Origin of the sequence: Candidatus Phytoplasma palmae, from assembly GCF_046896035.1 — a bacterium.
Lineage (GTDB): Bacteria > Bacillota_I > Bacilli_A > Acholeplasmatales > Acholeplasmataceae > Phytoplasma > Phytoplasma palmae.
Genome location: NZ_JBIPDD010000005.1, coordinates 1 through 23186 on the forward strand (window position 1 = coordinate 1; position 23186 = coordinate 23186).

A 23186-nucleotide genomic window follows, 5' to 3' on the forward strand; every position below is an offset into this window, starting at 1 on the left:
TACCAGGGCAAAGGTTAACAACCTTTACAAGGCGAAAGAGGAAAAATAAGTTTACCAAAGGTAACTTATTTAACCGCCGAATGCTTGGAAACTTGCTTGTTCGGTGGTGTGGGGGGCTTAGATTAATATCTAGTAATAGAAAAACGGTCTAATTCTATCTCGATAAAACTCCTATTTTTAGTATTATTACTAAAAAAAAAGACAAAAATTTTAGTTTTCAAAAATATTTGATTAAAATTATTGATATTTTTAATCAAAAAGGAGTTAAATTAAGTTTCAGCGGAAGAAATGATCTTATATTAGAAGGTAAGAAAGTTTCAGGAAGTGCTTTTATACAAAATAATAATGGTATGGTGATGCATGGAACTTTATTGTATGATTGTGACATTAATACAATGGTACGTTGTATTACTCCTAATAATGAAAAATTAGTTTCTAAAGGGATAAAAAGTGTTTTTTCTCGAGTTGTTAATTTAAAAAAATATTTAAAAAATATTTCTCAGGATGAAATGATAGATTATTTAGAAAAAAAAATGTCTAAAAAAGAATATTTTTTAAGTTATGAAGAAATTGCTCTTATTGAAAAAAATTCAAAAAAATATTCTTCTAAAGAATGGTTATATTTTCAACATCCTCCATATTCTAAAGTTTTAAAAAAACGTTTTGATTGGGGTAATATTGAAATTTTATTAGATTTAAATAATGGTGAAATTAAAAAGATGTCTTTAATAGGGGATTTCTTTAACAAAGAAGATAACTTATATTTTTTTACAGAAAAATTTAAAAATATTAAGTATGATGATGAATCATTAAAAAAAGTTTTAAGTAAAGTTGATATTGGTGATTATATTTTAAATGCCAATAATGAAGATTTTTTTTCTTTAATAAAAGAAGGAATTTTATATTTTTGATTTTTTATTTAAATAACATAATAATTTTATTTAAAATTTAATTATTTTTTAATATTTGTAATTTTTAAAATTTTTTTGTATTTTATAATTTATGTTTTATTTTTATAATGATATTATTGTGTTATAATTTTTTAGATAAAAAAATTATTTTTTTAAGGAAGGAATTGATAATTTTAAACAAATGAAAAAATTTTTATTAAAACAAATTAGCTTTGTTTCTTTTATTTTAGCTATTGCTTTTATTATTGAGTTTGTTTTCACTAAGTTATTTTTTGGTTTTGATTGTTGTGTTTCTTTTTTAAAATTAGAATTACTTCCTATAATTTTAATAGGTTTTCTTTTTGGTTTTAAAATTAGTTTTTTTTCTATTTTGTTATACATTGTTTTACATATAATGATGGAGTATACAATTTCTTTTCATCAGCATGGATTATTTGCACACTTTGAAAAAGAAAATTATATATTATTGTTAGGCCTTTTACTCTTTGTTTTTTTTATTCCTTATTTATGTTGTTCTATTACAGGTTTTTTTTATAAAAAAAATTTTAATCATTTATCTAAAAATAATGCTATTTTTAAAAGTTTATTTTTAATTACAATAATACAAATTTTATCGTATATGATTTTTGTTTATTTGACTTTTTTTCAACAAAAAAATGATTTTTTTGATGATTATCCTACTAATATATTTGGTATTTCTTTTTTATTAAAAATAGATTCTTATAAAATGATTTTTTTATATTATTTTAATTCTGTAATTTTTACTAATTTTATTATTGGAATTATTTTATATTTTATTAGACCTATTTTAAAAGATAATTTGGAAAATTTTAATATACACTCTATCAAGTAAAAAAATTTTTTGTTAATATAATATAAATTCAATGTTAAAATAATTAATAATTATTTAATTAATTTATCTATTATTTTTAAATAATCTAGTCTAGGATAATAACCTAGATTAATTTGTAATAAATTTTTTTCAAAAATTTTGTAATTTATACTTTTACTATGGTTATTTTTTAAATAATCTAATACAAATTTAATCGGAACAATAAAGTATTTTTTATGTACTTTAAAATGAATTATAAAAAAAGATAATCCTTTAAATTTTTTTATTTCTTTTAATGTTTCTATTTGGTGATTTGGTATATTAGATAAGTTAAAAATAGATTTATTATTAGTTTCTTTTACATCAAAAGATAAATAATTTCCTTTATAAATTCCATGATAATCTGGTAATGAATTTGAATTAAAATATGCTTCTGTGATCTTGGCTTTAGATCTTTTTGGATATTCCACTTTCACTATTTTAATAGGAATAGCGTTTTTAAAAATTAGAGCTATATTATTTTCTCTATAAAATTTGTTAGTTAAAGAAATATCTTGTTCTAAACTGATTCCTAAACGACTTTTGTTTATTATTGGAATATTATTGTTATTTTCTTTTTTGAATGGGTAATCCATATTTTTCTTTCTATTTTTAAATAATTTTTCAAGTATTTTATTTATTAAAATTTAATTTGCCAAAGGAGATTATATTGCAATACATGAAAGAAATAAGTTTTGTTGCCTTAGGAGGTATAGGGGAGAATGGGAAAAATTTTTATTTGTTAAAAATTAAAAATTCTTATTTTATTTTAGACGCAGGTTTGAAATATCCTAATCTTTCTGTTCATGGTATAGATTGTATCATTCCTAATTATACACAAATAGAAGATGTTAAGGATCAAATAAAATGTATTTTTATTACTTCTTCTTTAGATACTCATTTAGGAGCTTTACCTTATTTAATGAAATATTTAAATGTTCCTATTTATGCTTCTGACTTTACTATAGAAATTTTAAAAGTTAATTTTAAACAAAATAATATTGATTTAAAAAATATCACCTTCAATTCTATCAAAAATGATTCTATAGTTCAATTTGAAGATACAAAAGTTTCTTGTTTTGGAATTGCCCATTTTTTACCAGAAACTTTAGGTCTTGCATTTAGTACTACAAAAGGTTATATTATTTACATTAGTGAAATGCATTTTTTACAATCTAAGAATAAAAATTTTCAAACAAATTTTTTAACTTTATCTAGGATAGGGCAAAAAAAAATTTTAGCTCTTATTGTATCTTCTCAAGGAGCTTTTAAAATTGTACAACAAACTAAAGAGGAACTTTTAGAATATTATTTAACTAGTTGTTTTGCGAGTATAGAAAACAATATTATTATTTCTTTTTTAATTCCTGATTTATTAAAAATTCAATTAGTTATTGATTTAGCGGTTTCTTTTGGATTAAAAATTGTTATTTTAGGACGTAAAAGTGAACAAATTATTGATATTGCATTGCAAAAAGGTTATTTAAAAATTCCAGATGGTTTTTTGATTAATTTAAAAACTCCTAATAATTATCTTAAGTTCAAAAAATTAGTAGTTATAGTTGTAGGTAAAAGATTCGAACCTTTTTATAGATTAAAAAGAATGTGTAAAAAAACAGATCGTTTAATTACTTTAAATAATCGTGATAAAATTTTGCTATTTTCTATCGAAGTAACAGGTATAGATAAAATTCAAAATCAAACTTTAGATATTTTATCAAGGCACGGATTAGTTGTAGATATTTTAGAAAAAGATTTATTAACAGCTTCTTATAATTATGAAGAGAATTTTAAATTATTATTACATTTATTGGAACCAAAGTTTCTTATTCCAGTTGTTGGAGAATACCGACATCAATATAAAATTAAAAAAATTGCTCAAAATTTTAATTATTCTGAAGATAAAATATTTATGTTTGAAAACGGAGATAAATGGATTTATGGAAGCGAAAATAAACCTTTGGTGAAAAAGAATTTTTTTCCTAATTTAAAAGAAATTTTAATTGATGGAACTCCTGTTTTAGAAGGTAATGATTACCTTATGAAAGATCGTGAGCTTTTAGCTAATGATGGAGTAATTATTATAGCTTGTAATATTGATTTGAAATTAAAAAAAATTATAGGTAATATTGAATTAATTAGTAAAGGATTTTTAGATAAAATTAAAATAAATACTCTTTTATCTAAATTAAAAGAAAATTTTACTATAATGAGTAATTCTTTTTTGAATAATAGTAAACAAATAAAATGGAATGATTTTAAAAATAATTTAAGAGAAGAATTATCTAAATTTATTTTTAAAGAAACTAAAAAAAAGCCTGTTATTATTCCTGTTTTAATTTTTGTTGATTCTTATTAAAATAAAATAAATTTCTTAATTCAATATTTTTTATGTCTCTTATTTGAAACATAGAAAGGAAATAAAAAAATTAAATGAACATGATGACTCAAAATATAAATTCTACTTCTCTAGCTAAAAAATTTGATATATTTTTTTATGCTTTTGGCGGATTGGGAGAAGTTGGAAAAAATATGTATATTTTTGAAATCGAACAAAAAATTTTTATTGTTGATTCAGGAATTTCTTTTTCAGGTGATTCTTTTTTAGGAGTTAATTATGTTATACCTAGTTATGAACATTTGTTAAAAAATGAACATAAAATTGTGGGTATTTTTATTACACATGGTCATGAGGATCATATAGGTAGTATACCTTTTTTACTAAGGAAAATTAGAATTCCAAAAATTTTTGTTTCAGGAATAGCATATGATTTAATTGAATCTAAGCTTATTGAACATAAATTAAATCGTTATTCAAAAATTATGATTAAATATTTTCATAATTCAAAATTTAATTTCTTTAATACGGAAGTTTCTTTTGTTAGATTGAATCATTCTATACCTGATACATTTGGTATTGTTTTTAAAAACAAAAAAAATATTCTTTTTTATACTGGTGATTTTAAAATTGATCATACTCCTGTTGGTCCAGTTGCTGAATATTATAAATTATCAAATTTAGGTCAAGAAGGAACTTTATGTTTGTTTTCAGATTCTACCAATGCTCAACATAAAGGATTAATTCAATCTGAGAATGCTGTTGGAAATACTATTAATCAACTTTTTTATAAAATTCAAGGAAGAGTTGTTATTGTTACCTTTGCTTCTAATTTTTATCGTATTAAACAAATAATTGAATCTAGTATTTTAACTAAAAGAAAGATAGCTGTTTTTGGTAGAAGTATGGAAAGAGCTATTGAAACAGGAGTAAAAAACGGTTATTTAAAAAATGCCAAAAATTTTATTGTTAATGGTAACGAAATTGATAAATATTCTAATATTACTTTACTTTGTACCGGTTCTCAAGGCGAACCTTTAGCTGCTCTTAGTAGAATTGCAAATGGCATACATAGACAAATTAAGTTACATCCTAAAGATACAGTTATTTTTTCTTCTTCTCCTATTCCTGGTAATCAAGATAGTATAAACAAAATTTTAGATTTACTTTTTAAAATGGATGTTGACGTTATTACTCATGGGTCATTAGTCGATACTCATGCTTCTGGTCATGCTAGTCAAAATGATTTAAAATTAATGTTGAATTTAATTAATCCAAAATATTTTGTCCCAGTTCATGGAACTCATATGATGTTAATGGCGCATAAAACTTTAGCATTAGAGTGCGGTATTAATGAAAAAAACATTTTTCTTTTAGATAATGGAGATGTATTAGGATTAAATAATAATAATGCTGAAGTTGTTGATAAAATTCCTATTTCTAATGTTTATATAGATGATTCTGGATCTGAAGATTTAGGTAATTATATCTTAAAAGAAAGAAGAATTTTAAGTGAAGAAGGTTTGTTTTCTGTTATAGTAAGTATTAATTTGAAAAAGAAAAAAATTTTAAATTTTCCTATGATATTTTCTCGTGGATTTATTTATATGAAAAGTAATAAAGAATTAATGAAGTCGATATCTTTCGAAATTAAAAAAATAATACAAAATTATTTGTTAAAATATGAAAAATTTAACAAGAATTTTTTAAAAAAAAATATTATTAATTTTGTTACTTCTAAAGTTTATGAATTAACTTTAAGAAATCCTATTGTTATTCCTATTATTTTAACTATTTAATTTAATAAAATTGTTATTTAATTATTAAATAAAAAAAATTAATATTTTTCATTTATACAAAATAAATAACTAATTTTGTAAGTAATATAAATTTAATAATAAATAATTATTTTATTATATATGTATAATATAATTACCGTATTTTTATTTTTTTATTTGTAAAAAATCAACTATGTAATTGTTAAAGAAGGAAAAAAAATATTATGTTTTGTGAAAAAAGTCAAATTAATGAAGAAAATTTTATTGAAAAAGATATTTTATTAAATAATTTAAATGTTAAAGTAGAAGTTAAATATATTAAAAAACCAAAAAAAAAATTAAAAAGAGAATGGTTTGTTAAAGATTTTTGTTTTGTTTCAAATGAGAAAGAATATTGTTTACCTAAATTAGTTATTTATTTTAATCATATTGATAATGATAATCCTGAATTTTTTTTACAACCAGGTCAAAAAATTAAAATTATCGAGGGAAAATTGAAGTTTCATTCTGTTTCTGATTTAAATAAGAATTTTTTAGATATTTATAAATTTAAACAATTAAGTGATAAATAATTTTAATTTTATTTTTCGATTTAAAATAAATATATGACTGTCTTTTTTAGGTAGTCTTTTATTTTTTTCAAATTCAAAATTTTAAATTTTTGTATTTTTCCAATAATAAAAAAAGGAAAATGAATTATGCCTGAATTACCAGAAGTTGAAGTTATTATTAATATTTTAAAAAAAAGATTAATAGGTCTTCAAATTCAAAAATTATATGTTTTTTATGAACCTGTTATTCAGGAATTAGATTTTTTTAAAAAAATTATTAATAAAAAAATTTTAGATATCAAAAGAAAAGGAAAATTTTTATTATTTTTTTTGAGTGATGATTTAGTTATAGTGGGTCATTTAAGAATGGAAGGTAAAATTTATCTTCATAATAATTCTGATAATTTGCAAAAACATAAAGATGAGCATTTTAGAATTTTATTAGAAAAAAATATTGTTTTAAGGTATTATGATTTTCGAAAGTTTGGTCGTTTTGCTTTATATAAACAAGATAATTATCTACAAGAGAGTAAATTAGATAAATTAGCTTTAGATCCTTTTGAAATAGATGCGGGAATTTTTTATTCCAAATTACAAAAAACTAGGGTTTCGATAAAGACATCTTTACTTAATCAAAGAATTATTTCCGGAATTGGTAATATTTATGCTAACGAAATTTTATTTTTAACTAAGATTAATCCTAAAACTCAATCTTCTTTTTTAAGTTTTAAACAAATTATTAAATTGTTAGAAAATGCTAAAAAGATTTTATCTCGAGCTATTATTTGTGGCGGAACTTCTATTTCTACTTTCGAGGCTATAGGTAAAAAAGGTTCTTTTCAAAAAGAACTTTTAGTTTATAGAAAAGAAAAAGAAAAATGTATTTTTTGTTTTAATTTAATTCAAAAAATAAAAATCGGAGGACGAAGTTCTTATTTTTGTTTGAAATGTCAACCTTTTGTATAAATAATGTTTTTTTATTGAATTAAACCAAATATTAATTTTATAGGAGTGATTTAATTGTTTGCTTTGAAGTGTTTTAAAATTAAAATTAAAAATTTCTTGTTTCAAGAAGAACAAAAAAATTTGTTTTTGTTGTATCAACCCTTAATAGGATCTAAAGCTTTAACTTTTTATTTTACTTTATATTTTTTGGCTAATTTTGATGATCAATTATATTTTATGCATCAATTTTTATTAGATTTATTAAATATGAATGAAAAAGATTTTTTAAAAAACAAAGATAAATTAGAAGCTATTAAGTTATTAGAGACTTTTCAAAATAATAAAAAAGAAATTATTTATTTTTTAAATACTCCATTAAAACCTTTTTTATTTTTTCAAGATCCTGTTTTGAGTCAATTTTTGTTGAGTGAAGTTGGTGACAATATATATTGTTATTTAAAAAAATTGTTTTCGCAGGAAAAAGATATTTTAAAACCTGAATATAAAAATATTAGTAAAAATTTCACAGATGTTTATAGTTTTAAAAAAGTTAACATTCAAGAAGCAATAAAAAAATATAATAATATCGATATTCAAAAAAATTCTGATAATTTTCAAAAATATTTCGATTATGATCTTTTTATTAAAAGTTTACCAGAGAGATTTAAAAAACCTTTTTTATTAGAATGGAAAAATATTGATTATATTGTTAAATTAGGATTTGTTTATGGAATTGAACCTCAAAAAATGGCTATTTTATTTCAGGATAATTTTCGTGACTTAAATGAATTTATTGATTTAGATAATTTAAAAAATTTTATAAAAAGCAAACTTCTTCAAGAAAATAATGATGTTAAATTAATTCATTCTTATAAACATAAAAAAGACGATGATGATGAAGAAATGATTGTATATTTACAAAATGCTCAACCTCATAGAATAATTAAAAATTTTTCTAAAAGTAAACATTTTCTTTACGGTTTATATGATATTGTTTTTTTATTGATGGAAAAAACTAATGCTGATATAGGTGTTATTAATGCTTTGTTAATGTATGTTTGTAAAATTAAAGATCAAAATAATTCACCTGTTCCTTCTTTTAATTATTTTAAAACTATTTTAGATTCTTGGTTTAAAAAAGGAATTGTTTCTGCTAAAAAAGCTTATTATTATTTAATGGAGAAAGAAAAAATTAAAATTTTCGAAAAGAATAAAAAAAATAGACCTAAATGGTTAGATCAGATTCAAAAAGAATTAAAATTTTAAAATTTATTTATCAAAAATTATTATATTAAAAAAAGGTGTTATTGAATATGTGTTTTTTTGAAAAATCTTATTTCAAAAAAATGAGAGAATTTATTTCAAAACAAGAGGAAACTAAAGATTTAAAAATAGAAGATAAAGATGTTTTAACTGTTTATAATTATTTGAAAAATAAATTACAATCTAAAAATTGTTCCAATTATCAAATGGTATTAAAAACTAAACCTTATGTTCGTGTAGTGTTGAAAGAAACTTTTGAAAGTAAAAAAATAGATTTTGAAAATGAATTAAATAAAATCAATATGTTATTTCAACAAGAAATTAAATTTGAAAATTTGAAAATTTTTTTTAAAAAAAATTTAATTCAAGAAAAAGTTTTTTCAAATATTAAAGATATTATTTCATCTTTTCCTTTGATTGAAAAAAGTTTGTATTTATATGGTCCTTTCGGGACGGGTAAAACTTTATTTTTAAAATTTTTAGCAAGAGAATTAATTAAAAAAAGATTTTTAGTTTTGTTTTTTTTTATGCCTGATTTAACCAGACAATTTAGATATAACTGGAATAATAATGATGCAATAGAGAATAAATTAAATTATTTAAAAAAAATTGATTGTCTAATTTTAGATGATTTAGGTTCTGAAAATATGAATTCTTTTTTTAGAGATGAAATTTTTATTCCTTTGTTGAATTATCGTTATGAAAATAAATTACCTGTTTTTTTTAGTAGTAATTTAAATGCTCAACAATTATACGAATATTTTGCATTTCATAAGGATTTTAATAGTGATATTAAAGCTCATAAAATTATTCGTTTTATAAAAAATATGACTTTTTGTTATGATTTTTCCTCTTAAAAAAAATAAAAATTCATTTTATAAAATGAATTTTTATTTTTTATTATGTAAATGAAATAATATTAATTTTTTTTGTCTTCTTTTTTTACATATGTGTAAACACTTACAGGCATTATCATTTCAGAAATAAACACAAAATTATTATTTTTTTTAATTTTATTCATTTCTCTTTCTTCTTTTTCGAAAAATTTAAAACGATAATTCATATATTTAATATTATTTTCTTCAACAATTTTTTCTATGCTATTTTTTATCTTTTGAAAATCTGTTTTTTCAAAAATACCTATAGGTAATGTTGAAACAATTCCTTTAATTTGTTTATTTTTAATATTTTCTTTAGAGATTAATTCTTCAAAATCAGCAGCATTTCCTTGAATAACCTTTATTCCTGGAAATCTTTGTTTTAATTCATCGCATAAATCTTTATTTATTTCAATACATATTATATTTTCTAAACCAAATTTGTTTATTAGATATTGTGTTATATTTCCGCAACCAGAACCTAATTCTAAAATTTTATCTTTATTTTTAATTAGTTCTTGTGGTTTTAAATCAGAAATATTTTGGAAGTATTCTGAAATTTCTTGTGTTTCTGGAAAAAGTCCTGTTCCCATTGTTTTAGTATTTAAAATAACTTTTTTGGCGTGTGCCCATTCTCTTTCGTTATATGGCAAAATTGAAATTATTATTAATGTTAAAAAGATTAAAAGCAATCTAATTAAAAAGTATTTTTCTGTTCTTTTAAAGAAAAAAATACTAAAAGAAAGTGTTAAAAATGAAAAAATTATTTTTATATAAGAAAATAATAAATTTTTTTTATCATAAGGGTTAATAAATTGTTCTTTCCAAAAATTTTTTTCATTTTCATGTTCGAATAATTTAAATAAGAAAAACGAAAAAGCAATATATAATATTGAAATAAACAAAGGACAAATTAAATGTTTTTTAGAAATTTTAAATTTATTATTAAAATAAAAAAATAAAAAACAAACAGGAATTACAATATATTCTAAATAATATATAATTAAATTAAAAAATAAAATGTTATTTTCATTGGAATATAAATTCCAATCTCTTACAAAAGAGCGTAAAAATAAAGTATTAATTAAAATATTCACTATTACTGAAAAGCTTAAAATATTAATTATTGTTTTGTTTTTTTTATAAATTGTATTGATAATTATAAATAAAATTAAAAAAATATTATATTTAGAAAAAGAAAAAAAATGATAAAATTTGAATTGATAAAAATTATTTTTACCTAATGATAAATTTATAATATGAATAATAGATAATAAAATACTTAAAGTTGTTATTATTAAAAATAACCAATTTAAATATTTTTTTGTCAATAATTTTTTTATTGAAAATATATTATTTTTTGAAATTTTTTTCTTCTTATTATTTTTTTTTGAAATTTTTGTCTTCATATGTTTGTAATAAAATTTCCGTTCTTGTATTTTTTATAAATTTTCTAAAAAATTTCAAAATATCTTTGAATTTTTAATATTTTTTGATTTTTTAATAAAAAAAATTTATAAATTAATAAAAAATTAAAATAAAAAACAACATATATTTTAATAAATAATTATCCTTTATTTTTTTAATATAAATAAAAATAAATCTTCAAATAAATATAGATTTAATTTTAGTTTTTATTCAATTACACTTTAATATTATCTAGGTTATTTATCATTATATATAGTATATACTAGCACAAAATATTATTTCTTTATTAAAATATTTTTAATAATTAGTATTTTTCATATTTTAAAAAAATATAAATATTTATTTTTTTTTAAAATATTTATTTTTTCAAAAAAACATAATTGTTATTTATACTTTTTTATTGAAAATAATGTTATAATTATAATGATTTGTTTTATAATCTGAATTGTAAAACTAAACATAATACATTTATTAATATATTAATTTATATATTATTTTGTTTTTATGTTTTTTTCTTTTTTATATTTTAAAATTTTATTTTTTATTTTTTTAATTTTTTAACTTTATTTTTTATTAATATAATGAAGTCAGAATATAAATAAAATGATATAAATAAAATTTTAAAAAAATATGTTAATTACTTATATATATATTTCTAATATTAATGATAATTAATTCAATAATTAATATTTTTTTTATATTATATTGAATTTAATTTTTTTATAATTTAATTATTTTTAATTAATTTATTAAAAAAAAATATTTTTTTATCGTAAATTGATATTAATTGAATATTATATAATTCAAGTTTAATGTTTTAAAAAAAATTTTTATTTAAATACTCTATACTTATGGTTTAAAAAATTTATTAAAAAAACAGGTAATTAAGCAATGCAATTTAAAAAAATAAATGACGAAATAATACAATATAATTTTGAAATTGTTAAAAAGGAATTTGATTCTTTTGTTGAGAAATCTTTTAAAGAAATTCAATCTCAAATTTTTATTAAAGGATTTCGAAAAGGTTTTGTGACAAGAAATGTTTTTGAAAAAAAATTCGGAATTAAGAAATTATATAATAGTGCTTTTGAATATTTAGTTCAAGAGAAAGTAGATCAAATTTTAAAAAATAATAATGATTTTAAAATTTTAGAAAATTATAAGATTACTAATTTTAAATTAGAAGACATTTATTCTTTTAAAGAAAAATTTCATTTTTCTATAGAATTTAATTTAAAACCTGAAATAACATTGAATTTTCCTTATAAAGGCATAAAATTAAATTCGAATCTTAAAAAAGAAATAACAGAACAAGAAATTCAAAATCAAATTGACTTGTTTTTAGAAAGCAATAATTTATTTGAATCAAAAAAAGAAGGATCTTTTTTGGAAAAAGGCGACATTGCTGTTTTCGATTTTAAAGGATTTTTAAACGAAACTACTCCTTTAGAAGGAGGGCAAGCTACTAATTATTCCTTGGAAATAGGATCTAATAAATTTGTTCCTGGTTTTGAAAAAGAAATGATCGGAATGAAAAGACAAGAAGAAAAAATAATTAAAGTTGTTTTTCCTTCAGATTATAATCATAAAAAGTTAGCTTCTAAAGAAGTTACATTTAAAATTTTTTTGCATGATATTAAGATTAAGAAAAAATTAACTTTGGACGAAACATTAATTAAAAGTATTAAAATACCTAATGTTAATAATATTGAAGAATTTAAAAATTATATTAAAAAAAATTTAGAATATAAAAAAAATTCCGAAATAGAAAATGAAAATAAAAAACAAATTTTGGATTTTTTAATAAAAAATTCTAATATAAAAATACCTTTAAATTTAGTCAATATTGAAAAAAATAATTTAATAAAACAATTAGAATCTCAACTAAAAATACAAAATATAGAATTAAATAAATATTTAGAAAATATGAAATTAGATTTAGAAAAATTTCATCAAGAAATGAATGAAAAAGCTTTAAATAATTTAAAAATAAATTTTTTATTAGAAGAAATATCTGAAAAAGAAAAAATAACGATTCAACCTAATGAATTAGAATTAGCTTATCAACAGTTAAGTTTAGAGAATAATGTAAATATATCTAAAATAAAAGAAAATGCATCTATTCAAGAATATTTAAAAAAACATTTATTACAAGATAAAACACTTAAATTTTTACTAGATAACGTTAATTTTACAAACATCAAATAAAAAAGATAAAAAATTTTAATTAAATAATTTTATATATGATATATTATTTTAATGATATTGATATTTAAATTTTGAAATTAAAAACCAATTTACTGTTTTTTATCTTTTTATTTTATTTATTTGGTTTTTTATTAATTTAGTTATTTTTAAATTAATTTTTAAAATTTTTAATCTCATTTTTTAAAAGGATGTGAAAAAAAAATAATGAATAAAAACGATAAATTAAAAATAGAAAAAAATATTCCTAAAGAATTACCGGCTATCATCGTAAGAGATATTGTTCCTATTCCTCATAATGATTTAAGAATTGAAATAGGACGAATTTTTTCTATTAATGCAATAATAACTTCTAAAAAAAACGCATGTCCTTATATTGTTATTATGTTGCAAAAGAATTTTTTAAATGAAAAACCTAAGATCTCTGATATAGAAAAATATGGAGTTTTAGCATATATTTTATCTTCTGAAAAAATTGATAGTGATTTTTATAAGGTTACTTTTCGTATTTTAAAAAGAATTAAAATACAAAAAATATCTAAAAAGAATGATTTATTTAATGTTAAATATGAATTTGTACCTGTTATTTTTGATGATTTAAGAGAAGAGAAAATATTAATTAAATTAATAATTAAACAAATTGCAAATAAAATGAATCAAATTTTATTAATACCAGAAAATACTTTTTTAGAAAAAGTACAAAACGGCATTACTACTGAAGAAGCTGCTGATTTAATTATTTTTTCCTTAAAAATTGAGGAAAAAAATAAATATAAATATCTTAAAGAAACTCATTTGAATAAAAGATTAATGTATATTTTACAAGATATTCAAATGAAAAAAGATATTTTAGAATTAGAAAATAAGATTAATATAGAAGTTAAACGTAGCATTGATGAAAATCAAAAAGAATTTTATTTAAGAGAAAAAATGCGAGCTATTCAAAATGAGTTAGGGGATAAGGTCCGAAGAGAAGAAGAAATAGAAGAAATAAGAAAAAAAATTAATTCTTCTTTTATGCCTAAAAATATTAAGTCTAAAGCTTTGCAAGAACTTTCTCGTTATCAAACTATGTCTTCTATGGTTGCTGATTCTTTTGTTATTAGAAATTATTTAGATTTTTTAATTTCTTTACCTTGGAATAAAAAGAGTAAAGATGTTAATGATTTAAAACAAATACAGATAACTTTAGAAAAAAATCATTATGGATTAGATAAAGTTAAAGAACGTATTATTGATTATGCAGCTGTTAAAATAATGACTCAAAAAAATCCGCAAAATATTATTTGTTTTGTAGGACCGCCAGGAGTAGGAAAAACTACTTTGGCTATTTCTATCGCAGAAGCTTTAGGTAGGAAATTTGTCAAACAATCTTTAGGCGGATTACAGGAAGAAAGCGAAATTAAAGGACATAGAAAAACTTATGTTGGCGCTATGCCTGGAAGAATTTTAAACGGTTTAAAAGATGTTGGAGTTATTAATCCAGTTTTTTTACTAGATGAAATTGACAAGTTAGTTAATAATTTTCAACACGATCCAGGTTCTGCTTTATTAGAAGTTTTAGATCCTAATCAAAATAAAAATTTTGTAGATCTTTATTTATCAGAAGCTTTCGATTTATCTCAAGTTTTATTTATTACTACTGCTAATGATTTAAGTACTATTTCTGAACCGTTAAGAGATCGTTTAGAAATTATAGAACTTAATTCTTATACAGAGCAAGATAAACTTATAATTGCTAAAGAACATTTATTGCCTAAACAATTAAAAGATCATGGTCTTAAAAAAGAACAATTTTTAATAAGTGATGAAATTTTTCTTTATATTATTAGACATTATACAAAAGAAGCAGGTGTACGAAATTTAAATAAACATATTGCTACTTTAATACGTAAAACAGTAAAAGAAATTTTAATGAATAAAGTAGAGTATCTTGAAATGAATAAAGAAAAAATTGAAAAATTTTTGGGTAAAATAATTTATCAGCATTTATTAGTAAGTCCTAAAAATCAAATAGGTTTTGTTAATGGATTAGCTTATACTTCTTTAGGTGGAGATATTTTACCAGTTGAAGTAACTTATTATAAAGGTACAGGAAAATTAGTTTTAACTGGACATTTAGGTAAAGTTTTAGAAGAAAGCGCTATAACTGCTTTTAGTTTTTTAAAATCTCATTATCAACAATTAGGAATTGATTATAATATTTTTGATACTAATGATTTTCATATTCATTTTTTAGAAGGAGCTATACCAAAAGATGGCCCTTCAGCTGGAGTAACTATAGCAACTTCTATTTTTTCTGTTATTAAAGGAAAATGTGTTAGAAGAGATGTGGGAATGACTGGAGAAATTACTCTTAGAGGTTCTGTTTTACCTATAGGAGGATTGAAAGAAAAAGCTATTGCCGCTAATAGAAGTGGTTTAAATACTATTTTTATTCCTAAGGATAATTTAAAAGATATAGATGATATACCTAAAGAAGTTAGAGATAAATTGGAAATTATTACTATAGAAAGTGCTGATGATGTTTTTGTGAAAGCTTTAGTTTTATAAAATAAATAAAAATCAATTGCAAAGGAAATTAAATAATGATGAATTTTTTTCAAATTTTTCAATTATCTAAATATATGATATATTTTATTTGTGTTTTTATTGTTTTTGTTGTTGTGTTTACTTCTGAAAAAAGTATGATAGATGTTTTTGCAGAGCAATACGGTAATTATAAAACAAATCCTTCTGAGACTTTTTTAAATTATTCTCTTTCTTTGTTAATTTTGATATTATTTTATAATTCTTATTTTTATCTTCAAACGTTGTCATTATTTAAAAATTAATAAAATAAATCTATATTTAAATTTATTATTTAAAATTTTAAAATTTTATTTCGAAAAGGAGTGTGAGAAGAAAAGAATGACTAAAATTATTGTTCGTAAAGAAGAAACTATAGAAGAAGCTTTACGACGTTTTAAACGTAGCGTGTCTAGAGATGGCATTTTAGCTCAAGTTAGAAAAAAAGAATTTTATATTAAACCTAGCGTTGAAAGAAAAAATAGAAGAAAAAATATTAAAAAAAAGAGATATTAATATTTAAGAAATTTTATTAAAATAAAAAAATTATTTACAATAATATTTTTATTTTATAATTTTCCAAAAAAATGAATTTTATAATTTTATATATTTTTTTGGAAAATTATTTTTTATTTATTTTGTATTTTTTTAAAATTAAAATATTTTCATTTTATAGGAGTATCGTTAAAAATGATTATTTATATATATAATCAAACTAAAATGAATATTTTTAAACTAAAAAAAAAAATAATTAAGATTTTTGATTCTTTAGAAGATGAAAAAAAAATCAATATTATTTTTGTAAATAATAAAAAAATAAAAGAAATGAATTTTTATTATTTAAAAAAAAAATATGCTACCGATGTTTTATCTTTTGAAAATGAAATGGATAATATTTTTTTAGGAGATGTTTTTGTTTCTTTAGAAAAAGCTTTAGAACAATCTTTATATTACGGGCATAGTTTTGAAAGAGAAGTTATTTTTTTAGCTCTTCATGGATATCTTCATTTAAAAGGATATAATGATAATGATAAAGAGTCTTCAGAAAAAATGAATTCTTTGCAAGAAAAAATTTTGTATAATTTTGAAAACAAAAAAAAATGAAATTTTTTTAAAATTATTGGTTTTAAAGCATAAAGGAGAAAAATGTTTAAATCAGGTTCTATTATGTTGTTAGGAACTACTAATGTAGGAAAATCTACTTTATTAAATTGTTTAATTAATAAAAAAATTTCTATTACAAGTTGTAAAAAAAACACTACTTTATTTAATATTTTAGGAATTGTTAACGATGAAAAATATCAATTAATTTTTATTGATACTCCAGGAATTTATACAGAAACAAAAAATAATTTATTTGATAGAAAAAGAAACTCTCTTATTTGGAAAAATGTTAATGAAATTGATATTTTTTTATTTGTTGTAGAAAAAGAATGTAGTTCAGAAGAAAAAAAAATTTTAGAGAATTTAATTAAATTTAAGAAAAAAGTTATTTTAGTTATTAATAAGTTAGATATCAAAAAAAATATCTTAATAGATAAAATTATTTTAAGTTATTTAAATATTTTGGATTTTGAATATATTGTTCCTGTATCAGCATTAAAAAGAAAAAATATAGATATTTTGCTTCAAAATATTCTTTCTTTAATAGGAGAAGGACCTCTTTATTTTCCCAAAGAAGTTTTAACTGATATTCCTGAAGATAAAATAATAACAGAATTTGTTCGAGAAAAAATTCTTTATTTTGTTCATCAAGAAATACCTCATAGTTGTTCTATTGTTTTAGAAGATATGTTTTATAATAAAGATTCTTATTTAGAAATTTCTGTTTTAATTTATGTTCGTAAAACAAGTCATAAAAAAATTTTAATCGGTAAGAATGGTTATAAATTAAAAAGAATAGGAATTGAAGCTAGAAAAGAAATTAATCAATATTTAAAACAAAAAATTCATTTAAACTTATGGGTTAAAGTTGAAAAAAAATAAATTATTAATTTTTTAATATAAATAATTTTTTTAAAATTAAATTTTTTATTAAAAACATTGGAAAATTTTTATTGAAAGGTGCTAAATGATAAAATTAAAAGACTTAATTGTTTTTGCTAAAAAACATGGTTTTATTTTTTACGGAAGTGAAATATATGGTGGTTTGTCAAATAGTTTTGATTATGGACCTTTAGGAAGTTTGTTGAAGCAAAATATAAAAAAAGCTTGGATTAAAAAATTTATTCAAGAGCAAGATAATATTTTGCTAGATAGTTCTATTATTTTAAATTCTAATGTTTGGAAAGCATCTGGTCATTTAGAATTATTTATTGATCCTTTAGTAGAAAATAAAGATACTAATAAACGTTATAGAGCAGATCAATTAATAAATTCTAATGATAAAAATATAAATACTAATTCTTTAAGTTTTGAACAAATGTCTAGATATTTAATAGATAATAAAATTTTGGGAACCAAAAATTGGTCATCAGTAGAGGAATTTAATTTATTATTTCAAACTTACCAAGGAGTAATTAAAAAAAAAGCTAATACTGTTTTTTTAAGACCCGAAACATGTCAGGGTATTTTTATTAATTTTAAAAATATTTTAAATACTACAAGAAAAAAAATACCTTTTGGTGTTGGCCAAATAGGAAAATCTTTTCGTAATGAAATTACTCCAAGTAATTTTATTTTTCGCACTTGTGAATTTGAACAAATGGAATTGGAGTTTTTTTGTCAAAATAATCAATATAAAAAATGGTTTGTTTTTTGGAAAGAATTTTCTTATAAGTTTCTTTTAAAATTAGGTTTAAATTCTTCAAATATTATGTTAAAAGATCAAGATTTAGAAGAATTAAGTCATTATTCTGTTGCTACAACAGATATTTTATTTCTTTTCCCGTGGGGTTTTGATGAATTGTGCGGTATAGCTTGTAGAACAGATTTTGATTTAAAAACTCATCAAAAACATTCTAAAAAAGATTTACAGTATTTTGATGAGGAGACTAAAAATAAATATCATCCTTTTGTTATCGAATCTTCTTTAGGAGTAGAAAGATTATTTTTAGCTATTATATCTGATTCTCTAAAGGTGGAAACATTACAAGATTTTACAGAAAGAACTGTTTTAAAAATTCATCCTTTTTTAGCGCCTTATAAAATGGCTATTTTACCTTTAATAAGAAAAAAACATTATTTTAAGGCACAAGAAATACAAAAAGAATTTTCTTGTTTTTTTGAAGTTATTTTAGATAGTAATCAAAGTATTGGCAAAAGATACAGAAGGCAAGATGTTATAGGTACTCCTTTTTGTTGTACGATAGATGATCAAACATTAGAAGACAATACTGTAACTATTAGAGAGAGAGATACTCTAAAACAGATTAGAATAGAAATAAAAAATATAAGAGAATATATTGAAAACAAAATATTTTTATAGTTTTCAATAAATATTATTAAATTTTATGAATAAAAATAATAAATATAAACAATTTATATCTGAAGTTAATAAAAAAATATTAATTTATGAATTAGTTAATAAAGAAGGCATTCAGTTAATTAAAAAAGGGAAAAATTTTATGGGTTTATGTCCTTTTCATAAAGAAAAAACACCTTCTTTTTCTGTTTCTCCTGAATTAAATATTGCTTTTTGTATGTCTTGTCGTCAAGGGGGAAAGCCTATTACTTTTTATCAAAAATTAAAAAATATTTCTGTTTCGCAAGCTATAGAAGAATTAACTCAAAAATTTAATTTATCTTTACCTAACAATTATATAAATCCAAATGATTATTTTTATCAAATTTTGCGAGAAGCTCATAATTATTACATCAATAAGTTGGATTTTATTTTGTTAAAGTGTGAAAATCATCCTTTGCAAAATTATTTATTAAAAGAAAGAAAATTAAATTATTCTTTAATTAAAGAATTTCAATTAGGTTATGCTGAAGGAACATCTAATGATTTAATGGATTATTTATTAAGTAAACAATATTCTTTAACAGAATTGAAACGTTTAGGCCTTATTAGAGAAAAGAATATTGATTTTCAAAAAAATAATAATTCAGAATTATGCCCTAATAATGAAAAAAAAAAATATTGTGATTTTTTTAAAAATCGTTTGATTTTTCCTTTAAGAGACGAAGAAGGAAAAATAGTTGCTTTTTCAGGTCGTTTGATAAATTTATCTGAAAATATAAATTTTAAATCGTTAAATGATAATGCTAGGCCGAAATATTTATTCAATTCAGAAACTTTTTTGTTTAAAAAAAGTGATTTAATATATAGAATTTTTGAGCATAAAAATAATATTAAAGAAAAAAAAGAAATTATTTTATGTGAAGGATTTTTTGATGTTATTTCCTTTTTTAAGATAGGTCAGCGTAATGCATTAGCAATTTTAGGTACTCAATTAAGTTTAAAACAAATTATTTTATTAAAAAAAATTTCTGTTTTTAATATTTTAATTGCTTTTGATGGCGATCAAGCAGGAAAAAGCGCTATGCAAAAAATATCTTTTTCATTAATAAGAGAAAAATTTAAAGTAAAAATATTGCTTTTACCCGAAGAAAAAGATCCTGATTCTTATATTAATAAAAATATCCAAAATCAAAATAATCATTTAGAAACAACCTTGTCTGAAATGTCTCAAGATTACATTTTATATAAAATATATGAATTGAGAAAAAATAAAATTCCTGATGAAAAGATTAAGATTCATATTTTATCTTTATTAAGTTTTTATAATAAAGAATTGCAATTATTTTATGTTAAAAAAATTTATAATAAATATAAAATATATATTGATTTTGATCAAAATACTGTTTCTTTTGAAGAAATAAATTCTAAAATTAGCAATAAATCGCCTAAAAATATTTTTAGTTCTAGAAGGTTTGATTCTAAAATAACAAAAGAAAATTTATTATTAATTGAACAAAGAAAAATTCAAAATAAAAATATCAATAAAAATTTAATTCATATATTAACAGATTTATTTTTGAGCAAAGAATATCTTAATTATGTAAGAACAGATATTTTACAGTATAATGTTGATTCTTATATTTTAGAATTTATAGATATAATACAAAAATATTATGATTTAAAATTAAATTTGAATAAAGAAGATGAAGGTATTAATATTGATCATTTTGTTGAAACAAATAATGATATTCTTTGTCAATTAAATGATAAGTTAGATATTTATCAATTATTGTTAGATATAAAAAAGAATATTTTGTTTATTCAAAAAGGAAAAATTAAAAATCAAGAAGATTTAAAAACATTTTATAATAGTTTAAAAATAAATCAAAATATACAAAAAATTAAAAAAATAAAAAAAAATATAGAAAAAATTGAAAAAAAAATTTCTCAAGAAATAGATGAAAATGAAAAGAAAAAATTATTAAAAGAATGGAAATTCAAAACACAAGAACTCAAAAATATCGAATCAGAAAATAAAAAATTTTTAGAATATATAAGAATTAATGTTTTTAATAAAAATTTTAATGAATAAATTTTAAAAAATATTTTATTATTTAAATTTTTTTTATATTTGAATGTCTAATAAATTTGTAAATAGAAAAATAAAAGGTAAAAATAAAATGATTTTGAATAAAATAGTAAAACAATTATATAAAAAAAAAATAAAATTAGAATCTGAAACGCAAAATTCTACACAAAACGATATTAATATTTTTTTGAAAAAAAAATTAAAATGGTTAAATGGTATTTCGAAAAATAGAGAATTTTTTTATAAAGAAATTATAAAATCTTTTTATTTAAAAAATATTAATAAAAAAATAAAAAATAAAAGATTTCAGATAAAACAGTTAGATGATTTTTATTATATATATGATACGGAAAGTAAAAATTCTTTTCAAAAAGATGAAGATTTTCAAAAACAATTAAGATTAAAAGAATTATCTATGAATGTTAAAGTAGATGATCCTGTAAAAATGTATTTGAAAGAAATTGGCCAAATACCTTTATTAACTTTAGAGGAAGAAAGAGAAAAAACGCAAATAGTTTATGACGGGAGACAAGCTCAAAAAAAAATAAATCAACATAATAATAAAGAAATAATTTTAACTGAACAGCAAATTGAAGAATATGAAGATTTAATAAAAAAAGCAGCTATAGCAAAAAATCAATTAATAGAAGCTAATGGTCGTTTAGTTGTTTCTTTGGCTAAACGTTATATAGGTAGAAAAATTTTATTTTTAGATTTAATCCAAGAAGGTAATATAGGTTTATCACGTGCTATTGATAGATTCAGACCTGGAGTTTTTAAACTTTCCACTTATGCTACTTGGTGGATCAAACAAGCTATTACTAGAGCTGTTGCTGATCAAGCTAGAACTATAAGAATACCAGTGCATATTATTGAAACTATGAATAAAATTTCTCGTTGTAGAGGTAAGTTAACTCAAGATTTAGCTAGAAAAGTAAATAACGAAGAAATAGCCAAGCAAATGAATATTGAAGCTAAACAAATTATTGATATTCAAATGATAGAAAAAGAAACTATTTCTCTTGAAGCTTCAACTAGGGAAGATGATGATTCATCCTTAGGAGATTTTATAAATGATCCTAATGCTATTTCACCTCATGAATATATGTTGCAAGAAATGATAAAAAAAACTATAGATGAATATTTAGAACAGAGTTTGACTGATAGAGAAGAACAAGTTTTAAAAATGCGTTATGGACTATTAGACGGACATATTTATACTTTAGAAGAAGTTGGAAACAAATTTGGCGTTACTAGAGAGAGAATACGTCAAATAGAAGCAAAAGCTTTAAGAAGGTTAAGAGCTCCTTCTAAACAAAACAAATTAAAAATGTTGTATGATAATATTAAAAAATGAAAAGAATTATGTTTATTGTTTCCTTAATTAAAGGATATAATGTGGTTTTAGATATTGGTACAGATCACGGTTTAGTTTTAAAAAAAGCATTACAATTAAAATATATTAACAAAGGTATTGCGGTTGATGTGAAAATTAATCCTTTAAGAAAAGCTTATCAGGGCGCGAAATGATGCCTAATTATGAGTGATTTCACGCATCACGAACATCATGATAATATGTTCCTTCATATTCTTGGCTTTTGAAACGAAAGAATGAAAAGTTACAGCAAAGAATAAAAGCGGGTTGAGGAGAAATTCATATCCAAAAAGATCACGCCAGAAGAATGACTCACACGGATAACCTTATTAAAAAGGCTAAATGCAATAAACGGAGTAATAACTCAACATAAGAGTAATGAATTGAAACTCTTATTCGGAATTTTTTGAATATTAGGGATTGAATTTTCAAAATATTAAAGTTTTTAAATTTTTTATTAAAAAAACTAGTTCCGTTCCTACCTGATACTTTGATCTTCAATGTTATATAGATTGAAGATCAAAGAAAAAGGTCTGCATACCTAAATGAGTCGCGTAAATAATTAGAGTAACTTCGATCT

20 protein-coding genes are annotated in these 23186 nt (G+C 20.2%); 18 read left to right on the top strand and 2 right to left on the bottom strand.

From position 1 onward, the window contains the following. Positions 1-185: 185 nt before the first annotated feature. Positions 186-911 (top strand): lipoate--protein ligase, encoded by a 726-nt coding sequence (locus ACHMP6_RS01070; RefSeq protein WP_412097703.1) that lies wholly within the window; start codon positions 186-188, stop codon positions 909-911. Between the two features lie 181 nt (positions 912-1092). Then, positions 1093-1764, top strand: a complete 672-nt coding sequence (locus tag ACHMP6_RS01075) for a hypothetical protein (protein WP_412097686.1) — start codon at positions 1093-1095, stop codon at positions 1762-1764. 50 nt (positions 1765-1814) lie between these two features. Here ACHMP6_RS01075 and recU read toward each other — a convergent pair whose 3' ends face one another. Further along, on the bottom strand, positions 1815-2378 hold the full coding sequence (recU, locus tag ACHMP6_RS01080; protein ID WP_412097687.1) for a Holliday junction resolvase RecU: 564 nt from the start codon (positions 2376-2378) through the stop codon (positions 1815-1817). Positions 2379-2461: 83 nt separating this feature from the next. Here recU and ACHMP6_RS01085 point away from each other — a divergent pair, with 83 nt between their 5' ends. The 6 genes from ACHMP6_RS01085 to ACHMP6_RS01110 all read left to right on the top strand — a co-directional run bounded on the left by ACHMP6_RS01085 (position 2462) and on the right by ACHMP6_RS01110 (position 9514). Beyond that, positions 2462-4141: a ribonuclease J gene (locus tag ACHMP6_RS01085; protein WP_412097688.1), complete on the top strand. Its 1680-nt coding sequence runs from the start codon at positions 2462-2464 to the stop codon at positions 4139-4141. Between the two features lie 74 nt (positions 4142-4215). Then, positions 4216-5919, top strand: a complete 1704-nt coding sequence (locus ACHMP6_RS01090; RefSeq protein ID WP_412097689.1) for a ribonuclease J — start codon at positions 4216-4218, stop codon at positions 5917-5919. A gap of 203 nt (positions 5920-6122) precedes the next feature. Continuing rightward, entirely contained in the window at positions 6123-6470 is a 348-nt protein-coding gene (locus ACHMP6_RS01095; RefSeq protein ID WP_412097690.1) for a hypothetical protein, read from the top strand. A 126-nt stretch (positions 6471-6596) separates the two neighbouring features. Further along, complete coding sequence (mutM, locus tag ACHMP6_RS01100) at positions 6597-7415, top strand: DNA-formamidopyrimidine glycosylase (protein WP_412097691.1); 819 nt, start codon at positions 6597-6599, stop codon at positions 7413-7415. A 54-nt stretch (positions 7416-7469) separates the two neighbouring features. Further along, the gene (locus tag ACHMP6_RS01105) at positions 7470-8660 is read left to right on the top strand and encodes a DnaD domain protein (protein ID WP_412097692.1); all 1191 of its coding nucleotides are present in this window, start codon (positions 7470-7472) and stop codon (positions 8658-8660) included. Between the two features lie 47 nt (positions 8661-8707). Next, complete coding sequence (locus ACHMP6_RS01110; RefSeq protein ID WP_412097704.1) at positions 8708-9514, top strand: ATP-binding protein; 807 nt, start codon at positions 8708-8710, stop codon at positions 9512-9514. Positions 9515-9576: 62 nt separating this feature from the next. Here the strand turns inward: ACHMP6_RS01110 and ACHMP6_RS01115 are convergent, their stop codons facing one another. Next, the gene (locus tag ACHMP6_RS01115; RefSeq protein WP_412097693.1) at positions 9577-10944 is read right to left on the bottom strand and encodes an rRNA adenine N-6-methyltransferase family protein; all 1368 of its coding nucleotides are present in this window, start codon (positions 10942-10944) and stop codon (positions 9577-9579) included. A 910-nt stretch (positions 10945-11854) separates the two neighbouring features. Between ACHMP6_RS01115 and tig the strand changes: the two genes are divergently transcribed. The 10 genes from tig to ACHMP6_RS01165 all read left to right on the top strand — a co-directional run bounded on the left by tig (position 11855) and on the right by ACHMP6_RS01165 (position 22761). Next, on the top strand, positions 11855-13171 hold the full coding sequence (gene tig / locus ACHMP6_RS01120) for a trigger factor (protein WP_412097694.1): 1317 nt from the start codon (positions 11855-11857) through the stop codon (positions 13169-13171). A 204-nt stretch (positions 13172-13375) separates the two neighbouring features. Next, positions 13376-15721 (top strand): endopeptidase La, encoded by a 2346-nt coding sequence (gene lon / locus ACHMP6_RS01125; protein ID WP_412097695.1) that lies wholly within the window; start codon positions 13376-13378, stop codon positions 15719-15721. A gap of 35 nt (positions 15722-15756) precedes the next feature. Next, the gene (locus tag ACHMP6_RS01130) at positions 15757-16002 is read left to right on the top strand and encodes a hypothetical protein (protein WP_412097696.1); all 246 of its coding nucleotides are present in this window, start codon (positions 15757-15759) and stop codon (positions 16000-16002) included. A 76-nt stretch (positions 16003-16078) separates the two neighbouring features. After that, a complete protein-coding gene (gene rpsU, locus ACHMP6_RS01135; RefSeq protein ID WP_138107762.1) occupies positions 16079-16252 on the top strand; it encodes a 30S ribosomal protein S21 in 174 nt (57 codons plus the stop codon). Between the two features lie 174 nt (positions 16253-16426). Continuing rightward, positions 16427-16840: an rRNA maturation RNase YbeY gene (gene ybeY, locus ACHMP6_RS01140; RefSeq protein ID WP_412097697.1), complete on the top strand. Its 414-nt coding sequence runs from the start codon at positions 16427-16429 to the stop codon at positions 16838-16840. A gap of 42 nt (positions 16841-16882) precedes the next feature. Further along, positions 16883-17722 (top strand): GTPase Era, encoded by an 840-nt coding sequence (era, locus tag ACHMP6_RS01145; protein ID WP_412097698.1) that lies wholly within the window; start codon positions 16883-16885, stop codon positions 17720-17722. 85 nt (positions 17723-17807) lie between these two features. After that, positions 17808-19163 (top strand): glycine--tRNA ligase, encoded by a 1356-nt coding sequence (locus tag ACHMP6_RS01150; RefSeq protein ID WP_412097699.1) that lies wholly within the window; start codon positions 17808-17810, stop codon positions 19161-19163. Positions 19164-19188: 25 nt separating this feature from the next. After that, positions 19189-21234, top strand: a complete 2046-nt coding sequence (dnaG, locus tag ACHMP6_RS01155; RefSeq protein WP_412097700.1) for a DNA primase — start codon at positions 19189-19191, stop codon at positions 21232-21234. An 88-nt stretch (positions 21235-21322) separates the two neighbouring features. Further along, positions 21323-22588 carry a sigma-70 family RNA polymerase sigma factor gene (locus tag ACHMP6_RS01160; protein ID WP_412097701.1) on the top strand — a complete coding sequence of 422 codons (1266 nt, stop codon included), beginning with the start codon at positions 21323-21325 and terminating at the stop codon, positions 22586-22588. Positions 22589-22596: 8 nt separating this feature from the next. After that, positions 22597-22761, top strand: coding sequence for an SAM-dependent methyltransferase (locus ACHMP6_RS01165; RefSeq protein ID WP_412097702.1), 165 nt, complete (start codon positions 22597-22599; stop codon positions 22759-22761). Positions 22762-23186 lie beyond the last annotated feature (425 nt).